Genomic DNA, 18,642 nt, shown 5'->3' on the forward strand with positions numbered 1-18,642 from the left:
CAAGGAAAAAGTCCTATGAATGATACGATTTTAAATTCCTACAGCGGTATCAAAACCCATCAATTTGGGCTTGATAGCATTTCAAACAACATAGCCAATGTCAATACCAACGGCTACAAAGAAAATATTCCTGAATTTAAAAGCTTATTTTCCACACATCTTGACTCGCTTAATGCCAACACCATCACTGCTAATGACAGAAATTTCGGTGCTACCGGTGCAGGCAATGCCATATCAACCAAAAGTGGCAACTACCATCAAAGCGATGGTGAATTTGATATGGCATATCAAGGCAAGGGCTGGTTTGTCGTCGGACCCAAAAAAGATGGGGATTTCAAGATAGAAAAAGATGGTTACGAACAAGGTCAGCCCAACTATTTCACCCGAAATGGGAGCTTTGGGCGCGATGCAGATGGCTATTTGGTAAATTCAGAGGGGTATTATGTCTATGGTGTCAATCTGGGTAAAATCAAAAATGGCGTATTTGTTGCGAGCAAAGAAGATGATGAAGACTTCAAAAAGCTCTCAAGCAATGAACTCAAACCCCTCAATATCCCCCAAGAGCTCAAATTCCAGCCCGTTTTGACATCAAAGGTCGATATTAGTATCAACCTCAATCCAAAAAGCAATTTCAAAAATGCTCAAGATTTTTTCTTAGACCCGCAGGGAAATCTCTTAGAAGACCGATTCAAAAATCAAGACATCAATGCCCTTGCTAACAATGATGATGAGCCTTTGGAAGCTTCAATGTTTGGTGCTTTGAATGTAGGCATTTCCAAAAATAACCAAACCCAAAACTTTACATTCAAATACGGCAATGGTGGGGAAAGTGCTGATGAATTTAAAACTATCGGGGATCTCCAAAAACTCCTCAAAGACAAAACAGGACTTGATCTTGACATCGCCAAAGATGCCAATGGCAAACCCAAAATACCCTTGTCGTTGCAAATCACAAACAATGATGATGATATGAATCTCTCACTAAGTGGGCATATTGCTGAAAAACTTAGCCTCAATGCTATAGATTTGCCTTTGAAAAAAGGGGATTTTCAAGATTCTACGCCTATCAAAATCCCTGCTTATGCCACATCTACAGAAATTTATGATGAAGATGGCAAAAAATTCCTACTCAAAAGCGATTATTTTATGACCGAGTCAGGCGATAATAAGACGAACCCGCCCACAACCCAAAAATGGAATGTAACAACTGCGATTTATGATTTCAAGGGTCAAAATATGGTCAGCAAAGCCCCTGTTTCACAGACTATCGAGTTTGATGAAAACAGCGATTTGGTCGCTAGCCCCATCACGCTTGATTTCAAAGAAAATAAAATCCAATACTCCCTCACAGGTAGCAAAGACTACAAATCTACCAATCTCCCCTATCAAGATTCCAAGCTCACCCAAGTAACGCAAAATGGCAAGCCTGAGGGTTCGCTCAAAGAAATCCGTGTCGATGAAAATGGTATCATTTATCTTGCCTTTAGCAATGGGGCGATGGAGCCGATGGGGAGAGTAGGGATTGCCGCGTTTGTGAATGATCAAGGATTAAAAAAAATAGGGGGCAATCTCTTTGAAATGACCTCGACCACGCTAAATGGAAACAACAAGCTCCTTAGTGGCAACCCTATTTTGGGCTGGGATGAAGAAAATGGGATGTTGAAATTTGGCAAAGTGATGTATAAATACCTTGAAACCAGCAATGTCGATGTCGGCAATGCCCTCACGAATTTGATTTTAATGCAACGGGGCTATTCGATGAATGCCAAAGCATTCAGCACGGGTGATGACCTCATCAAAGAAGCCATCAATCTGAAAAAATAAAATCAAACAAACCTATCTAAAGCAACATCACTTTAAACAAACTTGATAAGGCTATTTGATTCATCGGGGCAAAAAACCAAAACCCTGAATCTCAATCAAATACCCACCGGCAATCAAGCCACTTTGAACACAAGCACGAACAGGCTTTTGATGCCCCTCCAACCATTTTTCATACACGGCATTCATCTCCTCAAATCCAGAAATATCAGCCATCCACATTTGAATGCGAGTCAAATGCGATTTATCTGCCCCAATTTTCTCAAGCAAAACATCGATCGCCTCCAGCGCTTCTGCAGTCTGGATGCGAATATCAGCCTGCGGGTTTTTTGCGATCTGCCCTGCAGTTTCAAACCGCCCCTCATAGCATACAACTTGGCTCATTAAATGGTTTTGGTCATATCGTTTAATCATTTTTTCACTCCTTTAAAATGGGTCTCAGGGGCATATATTTGGCAAAAAATCCCTCCAAACAAAAGTGCCCCCACACAAACATACAAAGCCGCTGAAGCAGAAAATTCCTCAGTAATGATGGGAAGAAAAAACGTTCCCAAAGCCGCACTCATCCGAGAAGCTGCCACCACAAAGCCTACGCCTGAGGCACGCAAAGCCGTTGGGAACAGCTCAGGGGTGTAAGCAAATTCCAAAACCCCAGCCCCTGCAATCACGAAAGAAAAAAATGAAAAAAGCACAATAACAAGAAATGGTGGCATACCCACCCAAATCCCAAGAACAAGGAGCGTAACTGCCAAAATATAAAAACTCCCAATCAAAAAGGATCTCCTAGAAATCTTATCAATAATCCAAAGCCCCAAAATAGAACCAATCAACAAAAAGAAATTATAAACCATCCCGCCAGTATAGGGATTTTCGACAGATAAACTTTCAAGCATAATAGGAATAAACGTGCTAATAGCAAAATAAGGAATCACCTGACACATATAAAACACAGCCCCCACCGCCGTATTTTTCCGCCATCTTGGGCTAAAAAGCTCCCAATAGCTACCATTTAAAGTCGTATGATTTTGTTTAAGTTCTATACCCTCACCAAAATATTTTCTCACAATCTCCTTAGCTTGCTCTACTTTCCCTTGACGCATTAGCCATAGCGGGCTTGAAGGGGTCCCTAGACGCAAGATAGAAACAACCAAACTAGGGAATGCCGAACTCAATAATATCCACCGCCACGAATCCTCACCCATTCCTGCAAGCAAATACCCCACAAAATAAGCTATCGCATATCCTCCAACCCAGCCTACCATCATTCCTGAAAGCAGTCTCCCACGAAATCTCGCCGGCGTGATCTCATTAACCAAGCTAATCCCAACAACATAATCCGCACCCAAAAGCAAGCCTAAAAGCAGGCGTAAAATAAAAAGCTCTGTGGGGCTACTCACAAAAAATTGCAAAATTGAAATCAAACAAAAAATCGGCATCGTGAGTTGATAAATCAATCGACGCCCCACCTTATCAGCCAAAGGACCAGTCAGCAAACTCCCAAAAAAAAGCCCCGCTAATGAAGCAGCCCCAATCGCCCCAAGCCACCAGGTATTCAACCCTAGCGAAGCGCTTGCCAAAGCAATCGTGATGCCTACGATACCAAGAATAAATCCATCATTAAATTGCCCGCCAATGCCCCCAATCCCGACTCGCAAATGGATCGGCTTAAAAGACATTTCTTCAAAAAAGACTTTTCCCATTCTGTTTCCTTATTTTTTATTTTTCTTTAAAATATTGATTTTTTGCTTGCCTAAATATCTTTAGCAGCATTTTTTTGTTCATACCACAAACGAATCCTTGCCCCCACGCTCCTAAGCGGTTCAGGTGGCATAAAGCTGGCACGATTGTGTTTTAAAATAAAATCAAGATTCTCTGAATGTTTCCCAGATATGAGTTCAGCGATGTAATATCCCAAATACACGCCCTTAGCCACGCCCACACCATTTGACCCCCCAATCACATAAACATTTTTCATCACCTCACCAAAAACAGCTTCGTGATTGAGTGTCATACACAACATCCCGCCCCAAGTAAATTCAAAACGCTTGTGTTTAAGCGTAGGGAATCTCGCTTCAAAGGATTGTCTATGCCACTCCCAAGCTCTTTGGAGATCCTCGTGATGGCTTTGCAAACTGGGGAAAAAATCTAATTTATTGCGGACAAAAATCCTTCTATCTGGAGTAAGTCTCAAGGTTGTCCCGGCAGGATGGGCAGAAGTGAGCCCATAAGGGGGCACACCATCAAAATGCTTTTTATACTCCTCATCGCTCAAGACCTCACTAAGCGATGCGTAAGTAAAAATAGGGGCTTGCTTATGCTTGATAAGACCAAATTCTTCCAAATGTGAATCCAATGCAAGCACGACTACAGGAGACTCCACCGCCCCGCCTAATGATTGGAGAATATGAGGATTACCATAGCTAACAGAAATAATAGGGCTTTCTTCATAGATCGCTACATTTTGAGGCAAGGTCCTCGCATAGCCACGAATCAAGCTGGCTGGATTCATCAAAATATTATCCGGCGTATAAACAGCCTCTTGGTAATAAGAAGTGCCGAGCTTTTTTTCAAGTTCGCGACCTTTAATCCGTAAAAATTCAAACCCGCAAGGTTTGAGATGGGCTTCAAAAGCGTCCAATCCTTTGATGTTGGTATCTTCGTGGGCTGCCATATATTTGCCCGCTTTTTGCCAAAAACATTCGATTTTTCCCCTCTCTACGGCTTCTTTTAAATGATTGATAGCAAAACAATTCAACTCATAAATCTTGCTATCAACCGCCACATTAGCAGGAGCGCCATCAAGATTATGGGGTAAGTCAATCACAAAACCAGCATTTCGCCCACTTGTCCCCTCTCCAATTTTGAGAGCTTCAATGAGAACGATTTTTAAATCAGGATGATTTTGGGCTAATCTATTCGCTGTGGCAACCCCAGCAAATCCCCCACCTACAACAACCATATCTGCTTTGATACTTTCTTTCAAGCGCTTACCCACAGGCTCAAAACGATTGGAAGCTAGTTCAAACCAACCCAAATCCCCATCGATTTGGGGAAAATTTTTTATCCTATATGTCATTTTTAACTCCTTTTGAGATTGATTGTTTCTTATTGTGTCTTAAAAAGCATATTTTGATATTATTTATTATAAAAATTAAAACCCATAGTTACAAAAAATCACAAATATTAACTACAATCCCGCGTCGCCACTCAGCAAAAACTCAAGCATATTGGTTTATAATCCCCGCCTAAAATCACTCAAAAACATATCTTTAGACTAAAGGCAATCTTTGGTATCAAAACCCAGCAACATTCCTGCCTATCACCAAAACAAAAAGCTCCACCTCAACGCCGAGCAACAAGAAGCTGCAACTGCACCGAAAGGATATAACCTCATCATCGCTTCAGCAGGCACGGGCAAAACTTCGACCATCGTAGGCAGGATTGCACATTTACTAGAGGGCGGGATGAGCCCGAAAGATATTTTGCTCCTCACCTTTACAAACAAAGCGAGTGTGGAGATGATTGAGAGGGTTTCTAGGATTTTTGGCGAAAAAGAAGCCAAACAGATTGAAGCAGGCACGTTTCACGCCGTAGCCTACCGCTATCTCAAAGAACATTTCAAAATCGCCCTCAAACAACCCAGAGAACTCAAAATCCTTTTCAAAAGCATTGCTGAACGCAGGATTTACGCACAAAGAAGCACCACCCCGCCCTATTCTCCACAATATCTCTATGATATCCATTCGCTTTATCTCAATTCCCAAAAAGAGCAAAGTTTTGAGGAATGGATCACGCAAAAATCCCCCGAACAAGCCCTCTATGTCCCCATCTATGAGGGCATTATCGATGAATTTAGCACACTCAAAAAAGAATACGGCTATGCAGATTATAATGATTTGCTCATAATGTATCGTGATGCGATGTCTAAACAAACAAGCCCCTATCAAGAAGTCCTCTGCGATGAATACCAAGACACCAACCCGCTCCAAGATTCCCTTATCAATGCGATTAATCCAACGAGTCTTTTTTGTGTGGGCGATTATGACCAAAGTATCTACGCATTCAACGGCGCAGATATCAGCATTATCAGCAATTTCACGCAAAAATATCCCCAAGCTAATGTCTTCACACTCAAAAAAAATTACCGCTCTTCTTATCCTATTCTCGATCTGGCTAATCGGGTCATCCAAAAAAATGAGCGTATTTATGAAAAAAGCCTCGAAGTGGTCAAAATGGGCGATTATGCACCGCCGAAGTTGCTGGTTTATGATGAGCTTTTTTTACAATATCAAGGCATTGCCAAAAGGATTGCGACAAGCAATTACAGCCTCGATGACATCGCTGTGATTTTCAGAAACAACGCAAGTGCGGATGGGTGCGAGGCTTCTTTGCGTGAAATGGGTATCCCATCAAGACGCAAGGGAGGGGTTAGCTTTTTTGACACCAAAGAAGTTTCGCTTATCCTTGATATTTGCTCGCTACTTTATAATCCCAAAGATATGATGGCACATATCCACACGCTAAGCTATGGGGGCGGGATTGGCAATTCCATTGCTAAAGATATTTATGAAGCGCTAAATCTTTTGGGTAATCACAACGCAAAAGATGGCTTGCTCTCCCCCATCGCTGGTGTAAAACCCTATGCCTTGAGGGCTAAAAACACACAAGCAGGGCTGTTTGATGATTTTTTTACCCTGCAAAATAGTGCGCGATTTGATGATTTTTTGCCAAAAAATTTTTGCTCCCATCCCATCCTTTCTCATCCCAAACTTACCAAAGATGGGGCGGTATTTTTGGGGAGATTTTTTGCCCTGTATCAAAAATGCCACACCCTCAAATCCCCGCTTGAGCTGATAAAAAGCATTGCAAATTCTAAATTTTTCAAACATATCATAGAGATTTTAGGCATAGAGAGAGCAAAAAATAAAGAGGGTAACATTGATGAAAACCGCCGAGTTGAAGCGATGGAAAAAATCGATCGCAAAATAGCCTTGCTAGGCGATCTGGCAAAAAATTATCACGACATTGGGCGATTTTTGAATGCGATGATATTAGGTTCGAGCGAGGCAAGCGAGGGCAATGGGGTAAATCTCTTGAGTATTCACGCCAGCAAGGGGTTAGAGTTTCGCGATGTTTATATCATCGATTTGATGGATGGGCGATTCCCCAACCGCAAACTCATCGCCAAAGGTGGGAGTATCGAAGAAGAACGCCGATTGTTTTATGTTGCCATCACACGTGCAAAAGAAAATCTTTATCTTTCCTATGCCAAAAAAGATGCTATCAAAAACATCGATTATGAACCCTCAATTTTCCTTTATGAAGCAGGTATGATAAAAACAATGCTTACAAATTCATAAAATAGTATCAAAATTGTTAAATTATTTGGAGTTTCTCTTCGATAAATGTGTCCTTGATGAGTTCCCGTGCAAATGCTGGGAGTTCCCTCACAAGGTGGATTTCTTTGTTCCTAACATCTAATACCCGTTTAGCATTTTCATAATCTTTGGAATTGTCATAAATAGTAATATTATCAAACATAGAAACCACCAATTTGAAGCTTTTATTGACATCTTCAAGATTGTTTTTGATGGTTTCAAAATCAACAAAGTGAAAGCCTTTCTTTACCCTATCTTTGATCCTATCTTCAGAGTTCTTAAGCGTATTGCTTGTCCCGATATAAAACAATGAAGTAGAAAACCCATAGCTTTTAGCCTTTTGCAGTAGCCTCTCAATTGATTGGGGTGTTTGGATAATCCTTTCCATCGCAAAACTTTGATTGTTTCTAAAATAGTTTTCTCTTAAGCTCTCAAGCTCCCTTGAAGCCAAAACGATTTCTTCTTGGGTATATTGGCGATAAGAGCCAAATTTTTGTCTGTAAAAAAGATCCAAATCAATAAAAGGGATTTGATGACTTTGTTGCAGATTTGCTCCAAACGTTGATTTGCCCACACCATTCGTGCCTGTAATGATAATAAAATGAGCAGGCATTAGTAATCTCTGCCTTTGATAAGATCTATTTTGGCATATTCTTGAGGGTTCAATTCTCTTAAAATCTTAATCTCTCTTGATTGATTGTCTGGATCAAGAAAATAACATTTCCCATCAGGTTTGAGCAAAAGATTGTATTGGCTCGATACTGCCTCATCATAATAAATCGCATTATGCCCCTCTCGAAGCAACCTGACTCGAACACCTATACCATTATCGATGGCATCTAATAGCTCATCATAAGTCATTCCTGGTGCGATTTCATCCGCCCTTTGAGCCCTGTTTGCCATCTCTGTCTGTTTCATCGCTAGATTCATTCTAAACTCCTTGATTTGAGGTGTGTGGATTATAACAAAAGACTTTGTTATCCCAACCAGAAATTTACAATCTAGCCCAAAAATACTTCTTTAGCTCTACGAAAACTTAGAGCATATGCCCGATATTGGTTTTGATAATATCCTCCACATCCCCAGCACGCCCTGCAAGCACGGCTTTTGCCGAATACAAAGAAAAATGCGCCATTTCAGAAAATGTAACCTTAGGGGGCATTATGAGTTCTTTGGAATTTACCACCACGTCCAAAAGTGCGGGCTTACTCGATTGCATAAACGCTTTCACACTCGCTTCAAGCCCACCAGATTGCTCCACCCGCCACGCATCAAAACCTATAGCTGAAGCAACCTCTGCAAATGATGGGTTTTTTAGATCGGTATAATTATCCAAAAGCCCCTCAACCTTTTGCTCAAGCTCGACAAAATTCAAAGATGAATTATTAAAAACCACCACCTTAATCGCAATATCCTCCTGGATAGCTGTGAGCAAATCCCCCAACAACATCGCCAACCCCCCATCACCAGAAAAAGAAATCACCTCCCTAAGTGGGAAAGCCTTTTTGAGTCCCAGCGACATTGGCATCGCATTTGCCATCGTGCCGTGCAAAAGCGAAGTAAAAAACCGACGCCCTTTTTTACCCTTGAGATAACGCAATGCCCAAAGCATTGGAGAACCGCCATCTGCCGTGAATAGACTATCATCAGGGGTATATTTGTCAATCATCGCACTGACAGCTTGCGGGTGGATCAAATCCCCCGATATTTGGGTATCTTTGAGGAGTTTTTTATCCGTTTCTACCTTGATTTTGAGACAATCATCCAAAAATGCCCGATCGGTTTTTTCAGCCACCGCTTCAAGCAATTTTTGCAACGTAGGCTTCACATCACCCAAAACACCCAAGTCCACATCACACCGACGCCCCAAATGCCCCGCGTCATTATCGACTTGAATGATGGTCGCTTTTGTGGGGTAAAATTGCCGCCAAGCCATATCCGAACCCAAAACCAGCAACGTATCGCATTCATTCATCATATCAAATCCCGATTTCACACCCGCCAAACCGGTCATCCCCATATTATAAGGATTGTCATATTCGACAAAATCCTTTGAACGCGCACTATGCCCGATAGGGGCTTTGAGCTTTTGGGCGAGCGCAACCAATTCATCGTGGGCATCTTCGACCCCAGCACCCGCATAAATAGCGACTTTTTTTCCATTTTTTAGCATACTTGCCATTTGGGCAATCTCATCATCGTTTGGATGAAACACGGGTTTTGGGGTATGCACTTTCATATTTTTGTTATACACCACAGACGCCACACTCATATTCACCGGCATAATCACCACCGCTACGCCCTTTTTATTGATAGCATTTTGAACAGCCATCGTGATGATATGCTGGGCTTGAGCGGGGGAATTTATCTGCTCACAATAAACACAAAAACCCCCATAAATCGCTTTAAAATCGACTTCTTGAGGAAAATTTGTCCCAAGATTTGGGGTTTCTAATTGCGAGGCTACCAACACCACAGGCGCACGATTACGCCCCGCATCCATCAAAGAGTTGATAAAATGCAAGCTACCAGGACCACAAGACCCCGCACAAGCCACAGGTCTTTTGGTGATAAGCGCATCTACCCCAGCAGCAAATCCGCCCGCCTCCTCGTGCCTCATATGCACCCATTGAATCTTTTTGCTCTGATAGATAGCGTCGGTAAAATGATTCAACGTATCCCCTACGATCCCATAACATCGTTGCACCCCAGCTTGTGCCAAAACTTCTACCATCATTTCTGCAACTTTCATTTTTTTACTCCATTATTTTAATAATATCTTTCATTCTATTGCAGTAAAAATAATAAATATGTAATTTATAAATTATATTTATTATCTTAGGATAAAAATTATGATTAATATTAAGTGATTGAAATATACTGAAGTATTTGGAGAATCTTGGGGGTGTGCCAGCTAAAACATCAAAAACATATCAGGATTTTACCCAAGAGGGCAAAGCCCTCTTTAAACGAGTTTTTGCCCTGTTTTGTGATATTTGATAATCCCCTCCGCACAACGATAGGCAAGCGCACCCGCTGTCCCTGTGGGATTGTAGCCACTATTGTGAGCGAAATTCCCCGCACCTACGACAAAGAGATTATCCATATCCCAATGTTGCAAATAATGATTCACCACGCTATCACCCGGATTGCTCCCCATAATCGTCCCGCCGACATTGTGCGTGGATTGGTAGGGGATAATGCTATAGTCTTGGATCTGAGGTTTGGAGATGATAGATTTGGGGTTCATCGCTTTTGCGATAGCTTCGGTCTTTTGTGTGATAAATTTAAACAACGCCCGGTCCTGATCGGTAAAATTATAGGTCATCCGCAATAATGGCAACCCATAGGCGTCTTTATAGATAGGATCAAGATCGAGATAATTCTGAAAATATGGCATTGAAGCGCCCTGTCCACCGATTCCAATGTTCCTTGTATAATAATGAATCGAAGCTTTTTTAAATGCACTCCCCCAAGATGGCACACCTTTTGGTACTGCATTGCTCCCAATCGGTCTTGCCCCACTCTGGAGAGCAAAAATCAATGCCCCGTGGATAAAATCCAAATGCGAATGATCGAAATTATCCCCATTAAAATCATCGATATTTGTTCCTAAAGCCCCCGAACCCATAAAAACATTGAATTGTTTATCAAAAAATGCCGTCGTTCCTGTATTGATTTGGTAGCAATAATTTTTACCCAATGTCCCTCTTCGGCTCAGGGGATCATATTGCGTGCCGATTTTTGAAACCATCAGCAATTTGGCATTATTGAGAACAAAGCTACTCAAAACCACAATATCTGCTGGCTGGATAAATTCCTCTAGCGTCCTGGTATCGACGTATTTTACGCCAGTTACCTTATCGCCTTTTTTGAGTATCTCAATGACATTAGCGTGATTTCTAACCGAATAATTCCCGGTTCTAAATGCTGTTGGGAGGACCGTTACAATCGGGCTGGCTTTCGCACCATATTCACACCCAAAACGCTCACAAAATGCGCAATACTGGCATTCATTGAGTATCTCACCATCAGGATTGGTATAGGTTTGCGAACTATTCGCAGCGGGCATCCGGTAAGGGTGAAAATTCATCTTTTTGGTAACACCAGCAAACATCTGTAAAATCGGCGTATCACTCAAAGGCGGGTTGGGATAATCGCTACTCCTTTTGCCCTCAAAGGGATTTTTAGCCTCCCCAGAAATGCCAGCGGTTTTTTCAAACCTATCAAAATACGGCTCCATCTCATCATAGGTAATGCCCCAATCCTGCAAGAGATAATCGGGCGAAAGCTTGTTTTTTCCATAGCGTTTTTCTGTCATTGTCTTGATTTCAAAATCATACGGAAAAAACCGATACGTCCAGCCATTCCAATGCACCCCAGCACCGCCCAAACCCTCACCAAGCAAAAATGAGCCAAGTTTTCTCATCGGCAATGCCTTTTGCTTGGGGGTGTTTCTAAATGTAATGCTCTCTTTGGAAAGATCTTGCATCAAGCCATAATTAATCGCATAGCGGTATTCATCGTGTATCTCGGCAAAATCCCCTGTCTCTCGCTCCCCGCCACGCTCTAGCCCGATGACTTTAAGCCCAGCTTTGGCACATTCAGCCGCTACGATACCGCCAGTCCAGCCCACGCCAATGGTTATTACATCGACTTTTTTTAGCACCTTTGCCATCACATCCCTCCTTGCATATCTGATAAAGAAACCGGTTCAAGTTTTTGGAAGTTTTTATCGGCGATATAGGGCAAATACGACATTTGTGCGCCGGGAAATTCTTTCATCTTCCAGCCAGCCATCCCGATATTGCCATTATAAATGGGATCAGCATACACCCCACACAGCGTCATTTCCCGCAAAAGCGAAAAGAAATAACCCGATGATGTGCCTATCATTGCAACTTTATTGGCTTCAAAATCTTTTAAAATCACATCTTGGGATCTAGCAGGGATATTAAAAAAGCTTTTTTGAAATCTCTTGAGCGATTCTCTCTCAAGTGCCCGCACGCCCTCCAAAAAGATTTCTTGGCGAATCATTGGGGTTTGATAGCCCTGTGTGGGTGTGCCTTTTTCAAAAGGTCCTTGCATATATTCGCGCGCATTATGCCCATAAGAGCCTGCAAGCTGGTTATCGATGAAAAAAGCGACACCGAGTTTTATCGCACCCGGTCCCAAATCATCCTCAGGGAAAATCCGCTCGATAGCTGCTGAAAGCACGCTAAAATCATCATCTCGGGTGAAAAACATCCGCCCTCGTGAGCGATTGGGCTCATTATTTTGGGCTTTTAGCGTATTTGTTTGTGGGGTAGGATGGGCGTGGGCTGGGTGTGCGCCCAAAGGTTGCATTCCCCCTGCCCCTAAAAGTGCGCCAGCCACTAGTGTGGAGGTTTTAAAAAAATTTCGTCTAGTTAAAATCGAATTTTGAGTTTCCATTGAATCTTTCCTTTTATTTTTTATTCATAAAGGCATTTTTAATTCTATTCCAAATGAATAAATAGTAAAAAGAAAAATAAGATTTAAGTTTATGAATCCAGAAGATAAAATAATGCAGATAAAAATCACGCAGAAATAAAAAAACCCCTTCCCAGATGACTAAGGCACACCACAAACCAAGCTACTCTGCTGTGTTCCCACCCTGAAGCGTTATCCTAATTTGTGATTGCATAGGTCTGAAAAGAGGCAGGGCAATTTTACACCCACTGGGCTTAAAATTTTGTAAAAACCATCAAGATTTTTTTGCCTCCAGATGATATTTGATGAGCGCACCCAAACGATAAAACCCGTGGATAAACTTCCCATAAGGCATCATTACAAACAGCCCCAACACAGCACTTAGATGGAACAACACCAAGAATGCCATTATTGTTTTTTCCCTAAAAATCATCAATGCCAAACCGCTAAAAGACACAATAAATAAACTAAAAATAAACGCATAATCCATTCCCATCGACCGATAAGATTTCAATCGCCTATCAGCGAGCCATTTCAAAACAAAAAGCCCCAAAGTCCCCATACAAAGCGATGTCCCGCCAAATGTCCCAAATAATTTTGGCAAGCTAAAAAACGCATATGGGGCAGAGAGACCAAGAAAATGGTCATAAAAAGCCCCCAGAGAAGTCGCGATAAAACAAGATAAAAAACCATAAAACGTAAAATGATGGAACACTTTTCTAATGTTAGAACGCTCATCTTTGGGATATGTGCAACCATCGTTATTATGCCCGCCGAGATATTTCAATGAAAAAACATCAAAAAAGGCTTGAAAAATCGAATCGGAAGTGGGTGTTTCGTGTTTTTGGATATAAGAAAAAAATCTCACAAACCCCATCCCCAAAGCAAACACAACCCACAAACCAACAGCCCCAAATGCCCACACCATCACGCTATAAGGAACAATCTTATAAAAATTCCCCGCATAATCATCAAAAAGAAAATTGCGATGGTGCGACCAAAATGCCAGCAAAAATACCGCAAAAATACACGCAAACAAAACCATAGAAACAAAAAAACCATTATTTTCAAATAGTTTTCCTGCCCATCTCGGGTAGGCAAACTTTTGATAACTCATCGTGCGGATATCGCCAAATTGTGCGGGGATATTCACACCAAATTCGTGCGGGGGTGCGTATTGGCAAGCATAGAAACATTCCCCGCATTGATGGCATAGATTTGCCAAATAATCAATGTCGCTCCAATCAAAATCCCGCCTTTTCTCCATCGCGGGGAAAACCGCACAAAAACCCTCGCAATACCGACACGAATTGCAAATCACACAAGAATTTTTCGCTGTTTCATAGAGTTTTTTTTCATCCAAATTTCTTGTTTTCATCGCACTTCCTTTGAATAATTTGCCGCATTTTCTCCCGCTATCTTGCCAAACACCGAACCTATCGCCATACCAAATCCCGCCACATAGCCTTTTGATAAGATATTACCCGCCATAATCTCCCCTGCTGCAAAAAGATTCTTACACACGTTCCCATCTTCTTTGATGACCTGGGCGTCTTTGCTAACTTTTACCCCCAAATACGTAAAAGTAATCCCGGGACGTAAGGGATAACAATAAAAAGGCGGGGTGTCGATTTTTTGCGCCCAATGGGTTTTTTCAATCGCTAGCCCCCTAGTTCTGCACCCATCCAAAATCGTATGGTCAAAATCACCCGCAACCACGCTGTTGTTGTAATCTGACAATGTTTTTTCTAATTGTTTTTGATCCAATCCAAACTCACTAGCGATTTCTGCCACACTTGAAGCGACCACCGGAGGGAATAGCGAGGGCATATATTTGTCCAAAACTTTGGAATCAGTAATGCAATAAGCGATTTGGTCGGGTTGATTAGCAACAAGACGCCCCCAAATCGCATATCGTTTGGGCCAAAAATCCTCCCCCTCATCATAAAATCGTTGCGCATTTTTATTTACCACAACCCCCAAGGACACGCAATCTACTCTTGAGACAATCCCACCATCGTATTTGGGCGCTCGCGCATCGATAGCCACCATATGCCCTTGCGTGGGATTACCCAGTATTTTTGCGCCCTGATTTTTGAGTGCTTGGAGCATTTTGCCTTGATTAAATCTGCTCCCACGGATCAAAAAATTATCCGCTTTTTCTCCCCACGCCTCTTTGAGCCAAGCCAAATTCGACTCAAATCCCCCCGAAGCGATGACATAGGATTTTGCTTTGATCTTTTTAATATCATCTGTTTTTTTATCCAGCACCAAAACATACGCACAGCTATTCTCTTGGATAGACAAATCCAAAGCCTCGCATTCATAAGCGACCTCAATGCCAAGCCGTGTGGCTTGATGATAATAGGCATTTAGCAGTGCCTTGCCCCCACCTAGAAAAAACGCATTCGTCCTACCAAGTTGCAATGTCCCCCCAAGGCTAGGCTGGAATCTCACACCACAAGACTTCGCCCATTCCACGATATGAGGGGTTTGGGAAATCACAAAACGGGCATATTCTTCGTTTGTCTCCCCCTCACTCACCCGATAAACATCCTGATAAAATTCATCCTCGCTATAGCTCCCACTTAGCACATCGGTAGGAGCGGTATGCATTGAACGCAAATTCCTTGTGTGTTGGGAATTTCCCCCTCGCCAATCTTTTGGGGCACTTTCTAAAATAAGCACGCTAGCACCTTTTTGGCGTGCTGATAATGCCGCACAAAGAGCTGCATTCCCCCCGCCAATCACCAAAACATCGCAATCAAGCCTTTCCATTCATCTTCCTTAACCACAAAAACATTATCGTTTTTGAAATTTTTGTGATTAAGATTAATATGTTTTAGCTTAATGTATTCTTTTGTATCCAAAAAAATACGTTTAATATAAATTTTCTTTCTGGCGGTGATAAACCCCGCCTTTTTTGAACAACATCCAGCTAGCAAACAAACTACACAGCGCTGCGATACTTAGCCAAACGCCTGGCATTGCACTATTGCCCGTTGTATGGATCAAATATGTCGAGACCGCAGGGGTAAAGCCCCCAAAAATCGCTACGGCAATCGAATAAGAAAGCGAAAATCCTAGCGCCCGCACCTGTGGGGGCATTACCTCTGAAAGCCCCACAACCATCGCACCATTGTAACTACCAAAAATAAAACTAAACCACAATTCCACCAACACCAGATTGGCAAAACTCACGTGATGGACCAAAAAAACCATCATCGGGTAGGCAGTGATGAGATTGAGAAATGTGATAGTCAATAAAATCGGCTTTCTCCCAATCCTATCGCTCAAAGCCCCCGCAACTGGCAACCAAAAAAGATTACTCAACCCCACAATAGCGGTTACAATAAAGCTATCAAGGCGTGAAAGATGAAGCACTTTATTGGCAAAAGTGGGCGTATAAGCGGTGATAAAATAAAACGTAACCGTTGTCATCATCACAAACAAACTCCCCAAAACCACAACCTGCCAATTTTGGACCATATTTTGCAACATCGCACCGAGTTTTTTGGGGGCTTGATGGGCGCGGGCTTGGAACTCGGGGGTCTCTTCTAGCGTGCGCCGAATAATAAACAAAAACGGCACGACCAAACACCCAAAAATAAAGGGGATTCGCCAGCCCCACACACTCACGATAGTATCGCCGAGATAATAATGCAAAACCACACCAAAAACCCCCGCTACAATCGTAGCGACCTGCTGGGAAGCACTCTGCCAAGAAACATAAAATCCTTTTTTATCAGCCGGGGCGATTTCAGCAAGATACACGCTCGCTCCCCCGATCTCAGCACCCGCAGAAAATCCCTGCAAAAGTCTCCCAATAACCACGACAATGGGCGCTAAAATGCCAATCTGTTCATAACCGGGCGAAATAGCAATCGTGAGCGTGCCAATTGCCATCAAAGAAAGCGTTAGCAAAAGCCCCTTTCTCCGCCCGTGCTTATCCATATACGCCCCCAAAATGATAGCCCCAATTGGGCGCATCAAAAACCCCACACCAAATGCCATAAAACTCATCATAATCGAAGCAAATTGGTTGTTTGAGGGGAAAAATACCTGGGCGATAAAACTCGCATAAAACCCATAAACTGCAAAATCATACATTTCCAAAAAATTCCCACTAGAAACCCTAAAAATAGATTTTGCGTCTTTTATAGCCTTGCTTTGCGACTTATCCATAACATACTCCTAACGTTTGGTTGTAATAATGTGATTAAAAAATAATCATTAAACTTTGATATTTTTTTACTTAAATAATTCCAATAAAATCAAAACAAATACCAATAATTTACCAAAATTCACATTTTACCCTGCAGTCGCACCAAGCAATTTCAAAATTTAATCTGTATAATAAGCTAATATTTTTCTAAGGAAATCAAGGAAACCAATGCCTGCCAAAGACAAAAAAACAATGCATTCAGGCGAGCAAGCCTACCATCACATCATCGAATCCATCAAAAATGGCACGCTATTGCCTGGTCATCGGATCAAAGAAAACGATTTGGTTGCTAGCATTGGGCTTAGCCGAACGCCCATCAGGGAGGCAATCAATCTGCTTATCAATGAGGGCTTGATAACCAACGATCAAAAACGTGGATTTATCATCACCGAATTGGATCAAAATATGATCGCCCAGCTTTATGAAATGCGTGAAGTTCTCGAAGGTGCAGCAGCAAGACTTGCTGCCCAGCACGCTTCTGATGTCGAAATCAGTATCTTAGAAAATATCCTCAATGACCAAAGCCAAGCAAAGAGCCTTGAAACCATCGCTAAAAACAACAAAATTTTTCATAATGCCCTCTATCAATGTGCACATAATAAATTTCTTTTAAAAAATATTGGCGAACTTGAAAATACCTTGTTACTTTTGGGGACAACAACACTCAAAGACCCTGCCAGACAGACCCAATCCCACCAAGAACATCTTGATATTTTAAACGCCATCAAAAATAGGGATTTTCAACAAGCCAAAGAATGCGCACAAGCCCATATCAGGCAAGCTTACAAGGTGCGTTTGGATAGATTTTTGCTTGAAAAAAATTAACTAGGCAAATCCAACCCGCTCAAAACAAACACCCCCCCCCCATCGCCTCAAAATCCCGCTTTATAAAAAACTTGAAGCATATTCTCAAAATCAAGAAAATTTTATGCCTAAAATTTAACTTAATCTTGCAAGCACCTGATTTTTGATATAATCAACGCCTTACCAAATCAAAATTAAGGGAAAAAATGTTCGCTTTTACAAAAATCATTCAAGCACTTTTTATCGGCAGTCTTTTCTTTAGTCTCTTAAATGCTCAAAAATCCCTGATAGCAGGCATTGATTTTGGCGATCAAATCAATAATGGAAATTTTCTCAAAGCTACCAACAAGCTAGATACCCAATCAGATTTCAACCCATCTATCGGCTTAAAGATAGGCTACCAGCAGTATTTTATGGGTTTTTTGGGATTGCGGGCGTATGCGGGGGTGAATTATATCCATATGAAAAAATCCGTTACCTATAACCAACAAGGCGGTCTTGGACCTATATCGAGCAAAGGCGATACTGAATATTCGGGTTTTAGTGCCAATGCAAATGTGGATTTACTTTTAAAATACGATTTTACACGAAATTTTGGCTTGGGTGTTTATGGGGGCATTGGCTATGAAGCGACTTTTTTTGAAGACAGCAACGTCTCTATACAGGCTGTTGATAGCGGTGCTTTGGAGTTGTTTGGAAAAGTCCATCATATCAAAGGGAATGGATTTATTTACAATGTAGGCATTCACACCCTCATCGCCCAAAATCATCAGATCGAAATCGGTGTCAAATTTGCCCCCTATCTGATAAATAGCGACTCCACGCTAAGCAATCGCACCGGCGACATCAAAACGCTTGGACTACCCTCAAAAACACAAATGGGAATGCTGGCTTTCATCGGCTATCGCTTTGTTTTCAATCTCGATTAATCTTGTTTTGAGATTGCCCGCTTAAAAACCCGCT

Annotated in this window: 15 protein-coding genes and 1 other RNA gene; 4 read left to right on the forward strand and 12 right to left on the reverse strand. The window is 41.9% G+C overall.

The genetic code is table 11. The features are described from left to right. The first annotated feature begins 15 nt into the window (after window positions 1-15). On the forward strand, window positions 16-1,824 hold the full coding sequence (locus tag BJI48_RS04375; protein WP_095332306.1) for a flagellar hook-basal body complex protein: 1,809 nt from the start codon (window positions 16-18) through the stop codon (window positions 1,822-1,824). 60 nt (window positions 1,825-1,884) lie between these two features. On the opposite strand, the gene BJI48_RS04380 is transcribed toward BJI48_RS04375, so the two are convergent. The 3 genes from BJI48_RS04380 to BJI48_RS04390 are packed head-to-tail and all read right to left on the reverse strand — an operon-like array spanning window position 1,885 to window position 4,897. Next, window positions 1,885-2,235: a RidA family protein gene (locus BJI48_RS04380; RefSeq protein WP_095332308.1), complete on the reverse strand. Its 351-nt coding sequence runs from the start codon at window positions 2,233-2,235 to the stop codon at window positions 1,885-1,887. Further along, window positions 2,232-3,521 (reverse strand): MFS transporter, encoded by a 1,290-nt coding sequence (locus BJI48_RS04385; protein WP_095332310.1) that lies wholly within the window; start codon window positions 3,519-3,521, stop codon window positions 2,232-2,234. The genes BJI48_RS04380 and BJI48_RS04385 overlap by 4 nt, the downstream gene beginning before the upstream one ends. A 50-nt stretch (window positions 3,522-3,571) precedes the next feature. Continuing rightward, on the reverse strand, window positions 3,572-4,897 hold the full coding sequence (locus tag BJI48_RS04390; protein ID WP_095332312.1) for an FAD-binding oxidoreductase: 1,326 nt from the start codon (window positions 4,895-4,897) through the stop codon (window positions 3,572-3,574). 211 nt (window positions 4,898-5,108) lie between these two features. Here BJI48_RS04390 and BJI48_RS04395 point away from each other — a divergent pair, with 211 nt between their 5' ends. Further along, window positions 5,109-7,181 (forward strand): ATP-dependent helicase, encoded by a 2,073-nt coding sequence (locus tag BJI48_RS04395; protein ID WP_257874388.1) that lies wholly within the window; start codon window positions 5,109-5,111, stop codon window positions 7,179-7,181. A gap of 16 nt (window positions 7,182-7,197) precedes the next feature. On the opposite strand, the gene BJI48_RS04400 is transcribed toward BJI48_RS04395, so the two are convergent. From BJI48_RS04400 to BJI48_RS04440, 9 genes are all read right to left on the reverse strand, one after another. Beyond that, window positions 7,198-7,812, reverse strand: a complete 615-nt coding sequence (locus BJI48_RS04400; RefSeq protein WP_095332314.1) for a zeta toxin family protein — start codon at window positions 7,810-7,812, stop codon at window positions 7,198-7,200. Further along, window positions 7,812-8,129 (reverse strand): hypothetical protein, encoded by a 318-nt coding sequence (locus tag BJI48_RS04405; RefSeq protein ID WP_095332316.1) that lies wholly within the window; start codon window positions 8,127-8,129, stop codon window positions 7,812-7,814. Before BJI48_RS04405 ends, BJI48_RS04400 begins: the two co-directional genes overlap by 1 nt. Before the next feature lie 106 nt (window positions 8,130-8,235). After that, window positions 8,236-9,951, reverse strand: coding sequence for a thiamine pyrophosphate-dependent enzyme (locus BJI48_RS04410; RefSeq protein ID WP_095332318.1), 1,716 nt, complete (start codon window positions 9,949-9,951; stop codon window positions 8,236-8,238). A 213-nt stretch (window positions 9,952-10,164) separates the two neighbouring features. Beyond that, on the reverse strand, window positions 10,165-11,877 hold the full coding sequence (locus BJI48_RS04415) for a GMC family oxidoreductase (protein WP_095332320.1): 1,713 nt from the start codon (window positions 11,875-11,877) through the stop codon (window positions 10,165-10,167). Further along, window positions 11,877-12,632 (reverse strand): gluconate 2-dehydrogenase subunit 3 family protein, encoded by a 756-nt coding sequence (locus tag BJI48_RS04420; RefSeq protein ID WP_095332322.1) that lies wholly within the window; start codon window positions 12,630-12,632, stop codon window positions 11,877-11,879. Before BJI48_RS04420 ends, BJI48_RS04415 begins: the two co-directional genes overlap by 1 nt. 145 nt (window positions 12,633-12,777) lie before the next feature. Continuing rightward, window positions 12,778-12,875, reverse strand: an RNA gene (ffs, locus tag BJI48_RS04425) — signal recognition particle sRNA small type. Between the two features lie 49 nt (window positions 12,876-12,924). Further along, a complete protein-coding gene (tcuB, locus tag BJI48_RS04430; RefSeq protein WP_257874389.1) occupies window positions 12,925-14,028 on the reverse strand; it encodes a tricarballylate utilization 4Fe-4S protein TcuB in 1,104 nt (367 codons plus the stop codon). Beyond that, on the reverse strand, window positions 14,025-15,428 hold the full coding sequence (tcuA, locus tag BJI48_RS04435) for an FAD-dependent tricarballylate dehydrogenase TcuA (RefSeq protein WP_095332324.1): 1,404 nt from the start codon (window positions 15,426-15,428) through the stop codon (window positions 14,025-14,027). The genes tcuB and tcuA overlap by 4 nt, the downstream gene beginning before the upstream one ends. A gap of 102 nt (window positions 15,429-15,530) precedes the next feature. Further along, window positions 15,531-16,835: an MFS transporter gene (locus BJI48_RS04440; RefSeq protein ID WP_095332326.1), complete on the reverse strand. Its 1,305-nt coding sequence runs from the start codon at window positions 16,833-16,835 to the stop codon at window positions 15,531-15,533. A gap of 208 nt (window positions 16,836-17,043) precedes the next feature. On the opposite strand from BJI48_RS04440, the gene BJI48_RS04445 reads away from it, so the two are divergent. After that, window positions 17,044-17,700, forward strand: a complete 657-nt coding sequence (locus tag BJI48_RS04445; protein ID WP_095332328.1) for a GntR family transcriptional regulator — start codon at window positions 17,044-17,046, stop codon at window positions 17,698-17,700. A 185-nt stretch (window positions 17,701-17,885) separates the two neighbouring features. Further along, window positions 17,886-18,608 (forward strand): outer membrane beta-barrel protein, encoded by a 723-nt coding sequence (locus tag BJI48_RS04450; protein WP_095332330.1) that lies wholly within the window; start codon window positions 17,886-17,888, stop codon window positions 18,606-18,608. Window positions 18,609-18,642: the final 34 nt, after the last annotated feature.

The organism is Helicobacter sp. 11S02596-1 (assembly GCF_002272825.1).
Taxonomy (GTDB): domain Bacteria; phylum Campylobacterota; class Campylobacteria; order Campylobacterales; family Helicobacteraceae; genus Helicobacter_J.

What these genes read in the sequence shown, in the direction of transcription:
- BJI48_RS04415 (WP_095332320.1), bottom strand. Translation starts at nt 11,877, where the DNA reads ATGGCAAAGGTGCTAAAAAAAGTCGATGTAATAACCATTGGCGTGGGC.
- BJI48_RS04400 (WP_095332314.1), bottom strand. Translation starts at nt 7,812, where the DNA reads ATGCCTGCTCATTTTATTATCATTACAGGCACGAATGGTGTGGGCAAA.
- BJI48_RS04450 (WP_095332330.1), top strand. Translation starts at nt 17,886, where the DNA reads ATGTTCGCTTTTACAAAAATCATTCAAGCACTTTTTATCGGCAGTCTT.
- BJI48_RS04390 (WP_095332312.1), bottom strand. Translation starts at nt 4,897, where the DNA reads ATGACATATAGGATAAAAAATTTTCCCCAAATCGATGGGGATTTGGGT.
- BJI48_RS04420 (WP_095332322.1), bottom strand. Translation starts at nt 12,632, where the DNA reads ATGGAAACTCAAAATTCGATTTTAACTAGACGAAATTTTTTTAAAACC.
- BJI48_RS04380 (WP_095332308.1), bottom strand. Translation starts at nt 2,235, where the DNA reads ATGATTAAACGATATGACCAAAACCATTTAATGAGCCAAGTTGTATGC.
- tcuB (WP_257874389.1), bottom strand. Translation starts at nt 14,028, where the DNA reads ATGAAAACAAGAAATTTGGATGAAAAAAAACTCTATGAAACAGCGAAA.
- BJI48_RS04440 (WP_095332326.1), bottom strand. Translation starts at nt 16,835, where the DNA reads ATGGATAAGTCGCAAAGCAAGGCTATAAAAGACGCAAAATCTATTTTT.
- BJI48_RS04385 (WP_095332310.1), bottom strand. Translation starts at nt 3,521, where the DNA reads ATGGGAAAAGTCTTTTTTGAAGAAATGTCTTTTAAGCCGATCCATTTG.
- tcuA (WP_095332324.1), bottom strand. Translation starts at nt 15,428, where the DNA reads ATGGAAAGGCTTGATTGCGATGTTTTGGTGATTGGCGGGGGGAATGCA.
- BJI48_RS04375 (WP_095332306.1), top strand. Translation starts at nt 16, where the DNA reads ATGAATGATACGATTTTAAATTCCTACAGCGGTATCAAAACCCATCAA.
- BJI48_RS04405 (WP_095332316.1), bottom strand. Translation starts at nt 8,129, where the DNA reads ATGAATCTAGCGATGAAACAGACAGAGATGGCAAACAGGGCTCAAAGG.
- BJI48_RS04445 (WP_095332328.1), top strand. Translation starts at nt 17,044, where the DNA reads ATGCCTGCCAAAGACAAAAAAACAATGCATTCAGGCGAGCAAGCCTAC.
- BJI48_RS04410 (WP_095332318.1), bottom strand. Translation starts at nt 9,951, where the DNA reads ATGAAAGTTGCAGAAATGATGGTAGAAGTTTTGGCACAAGCTGGGGTG.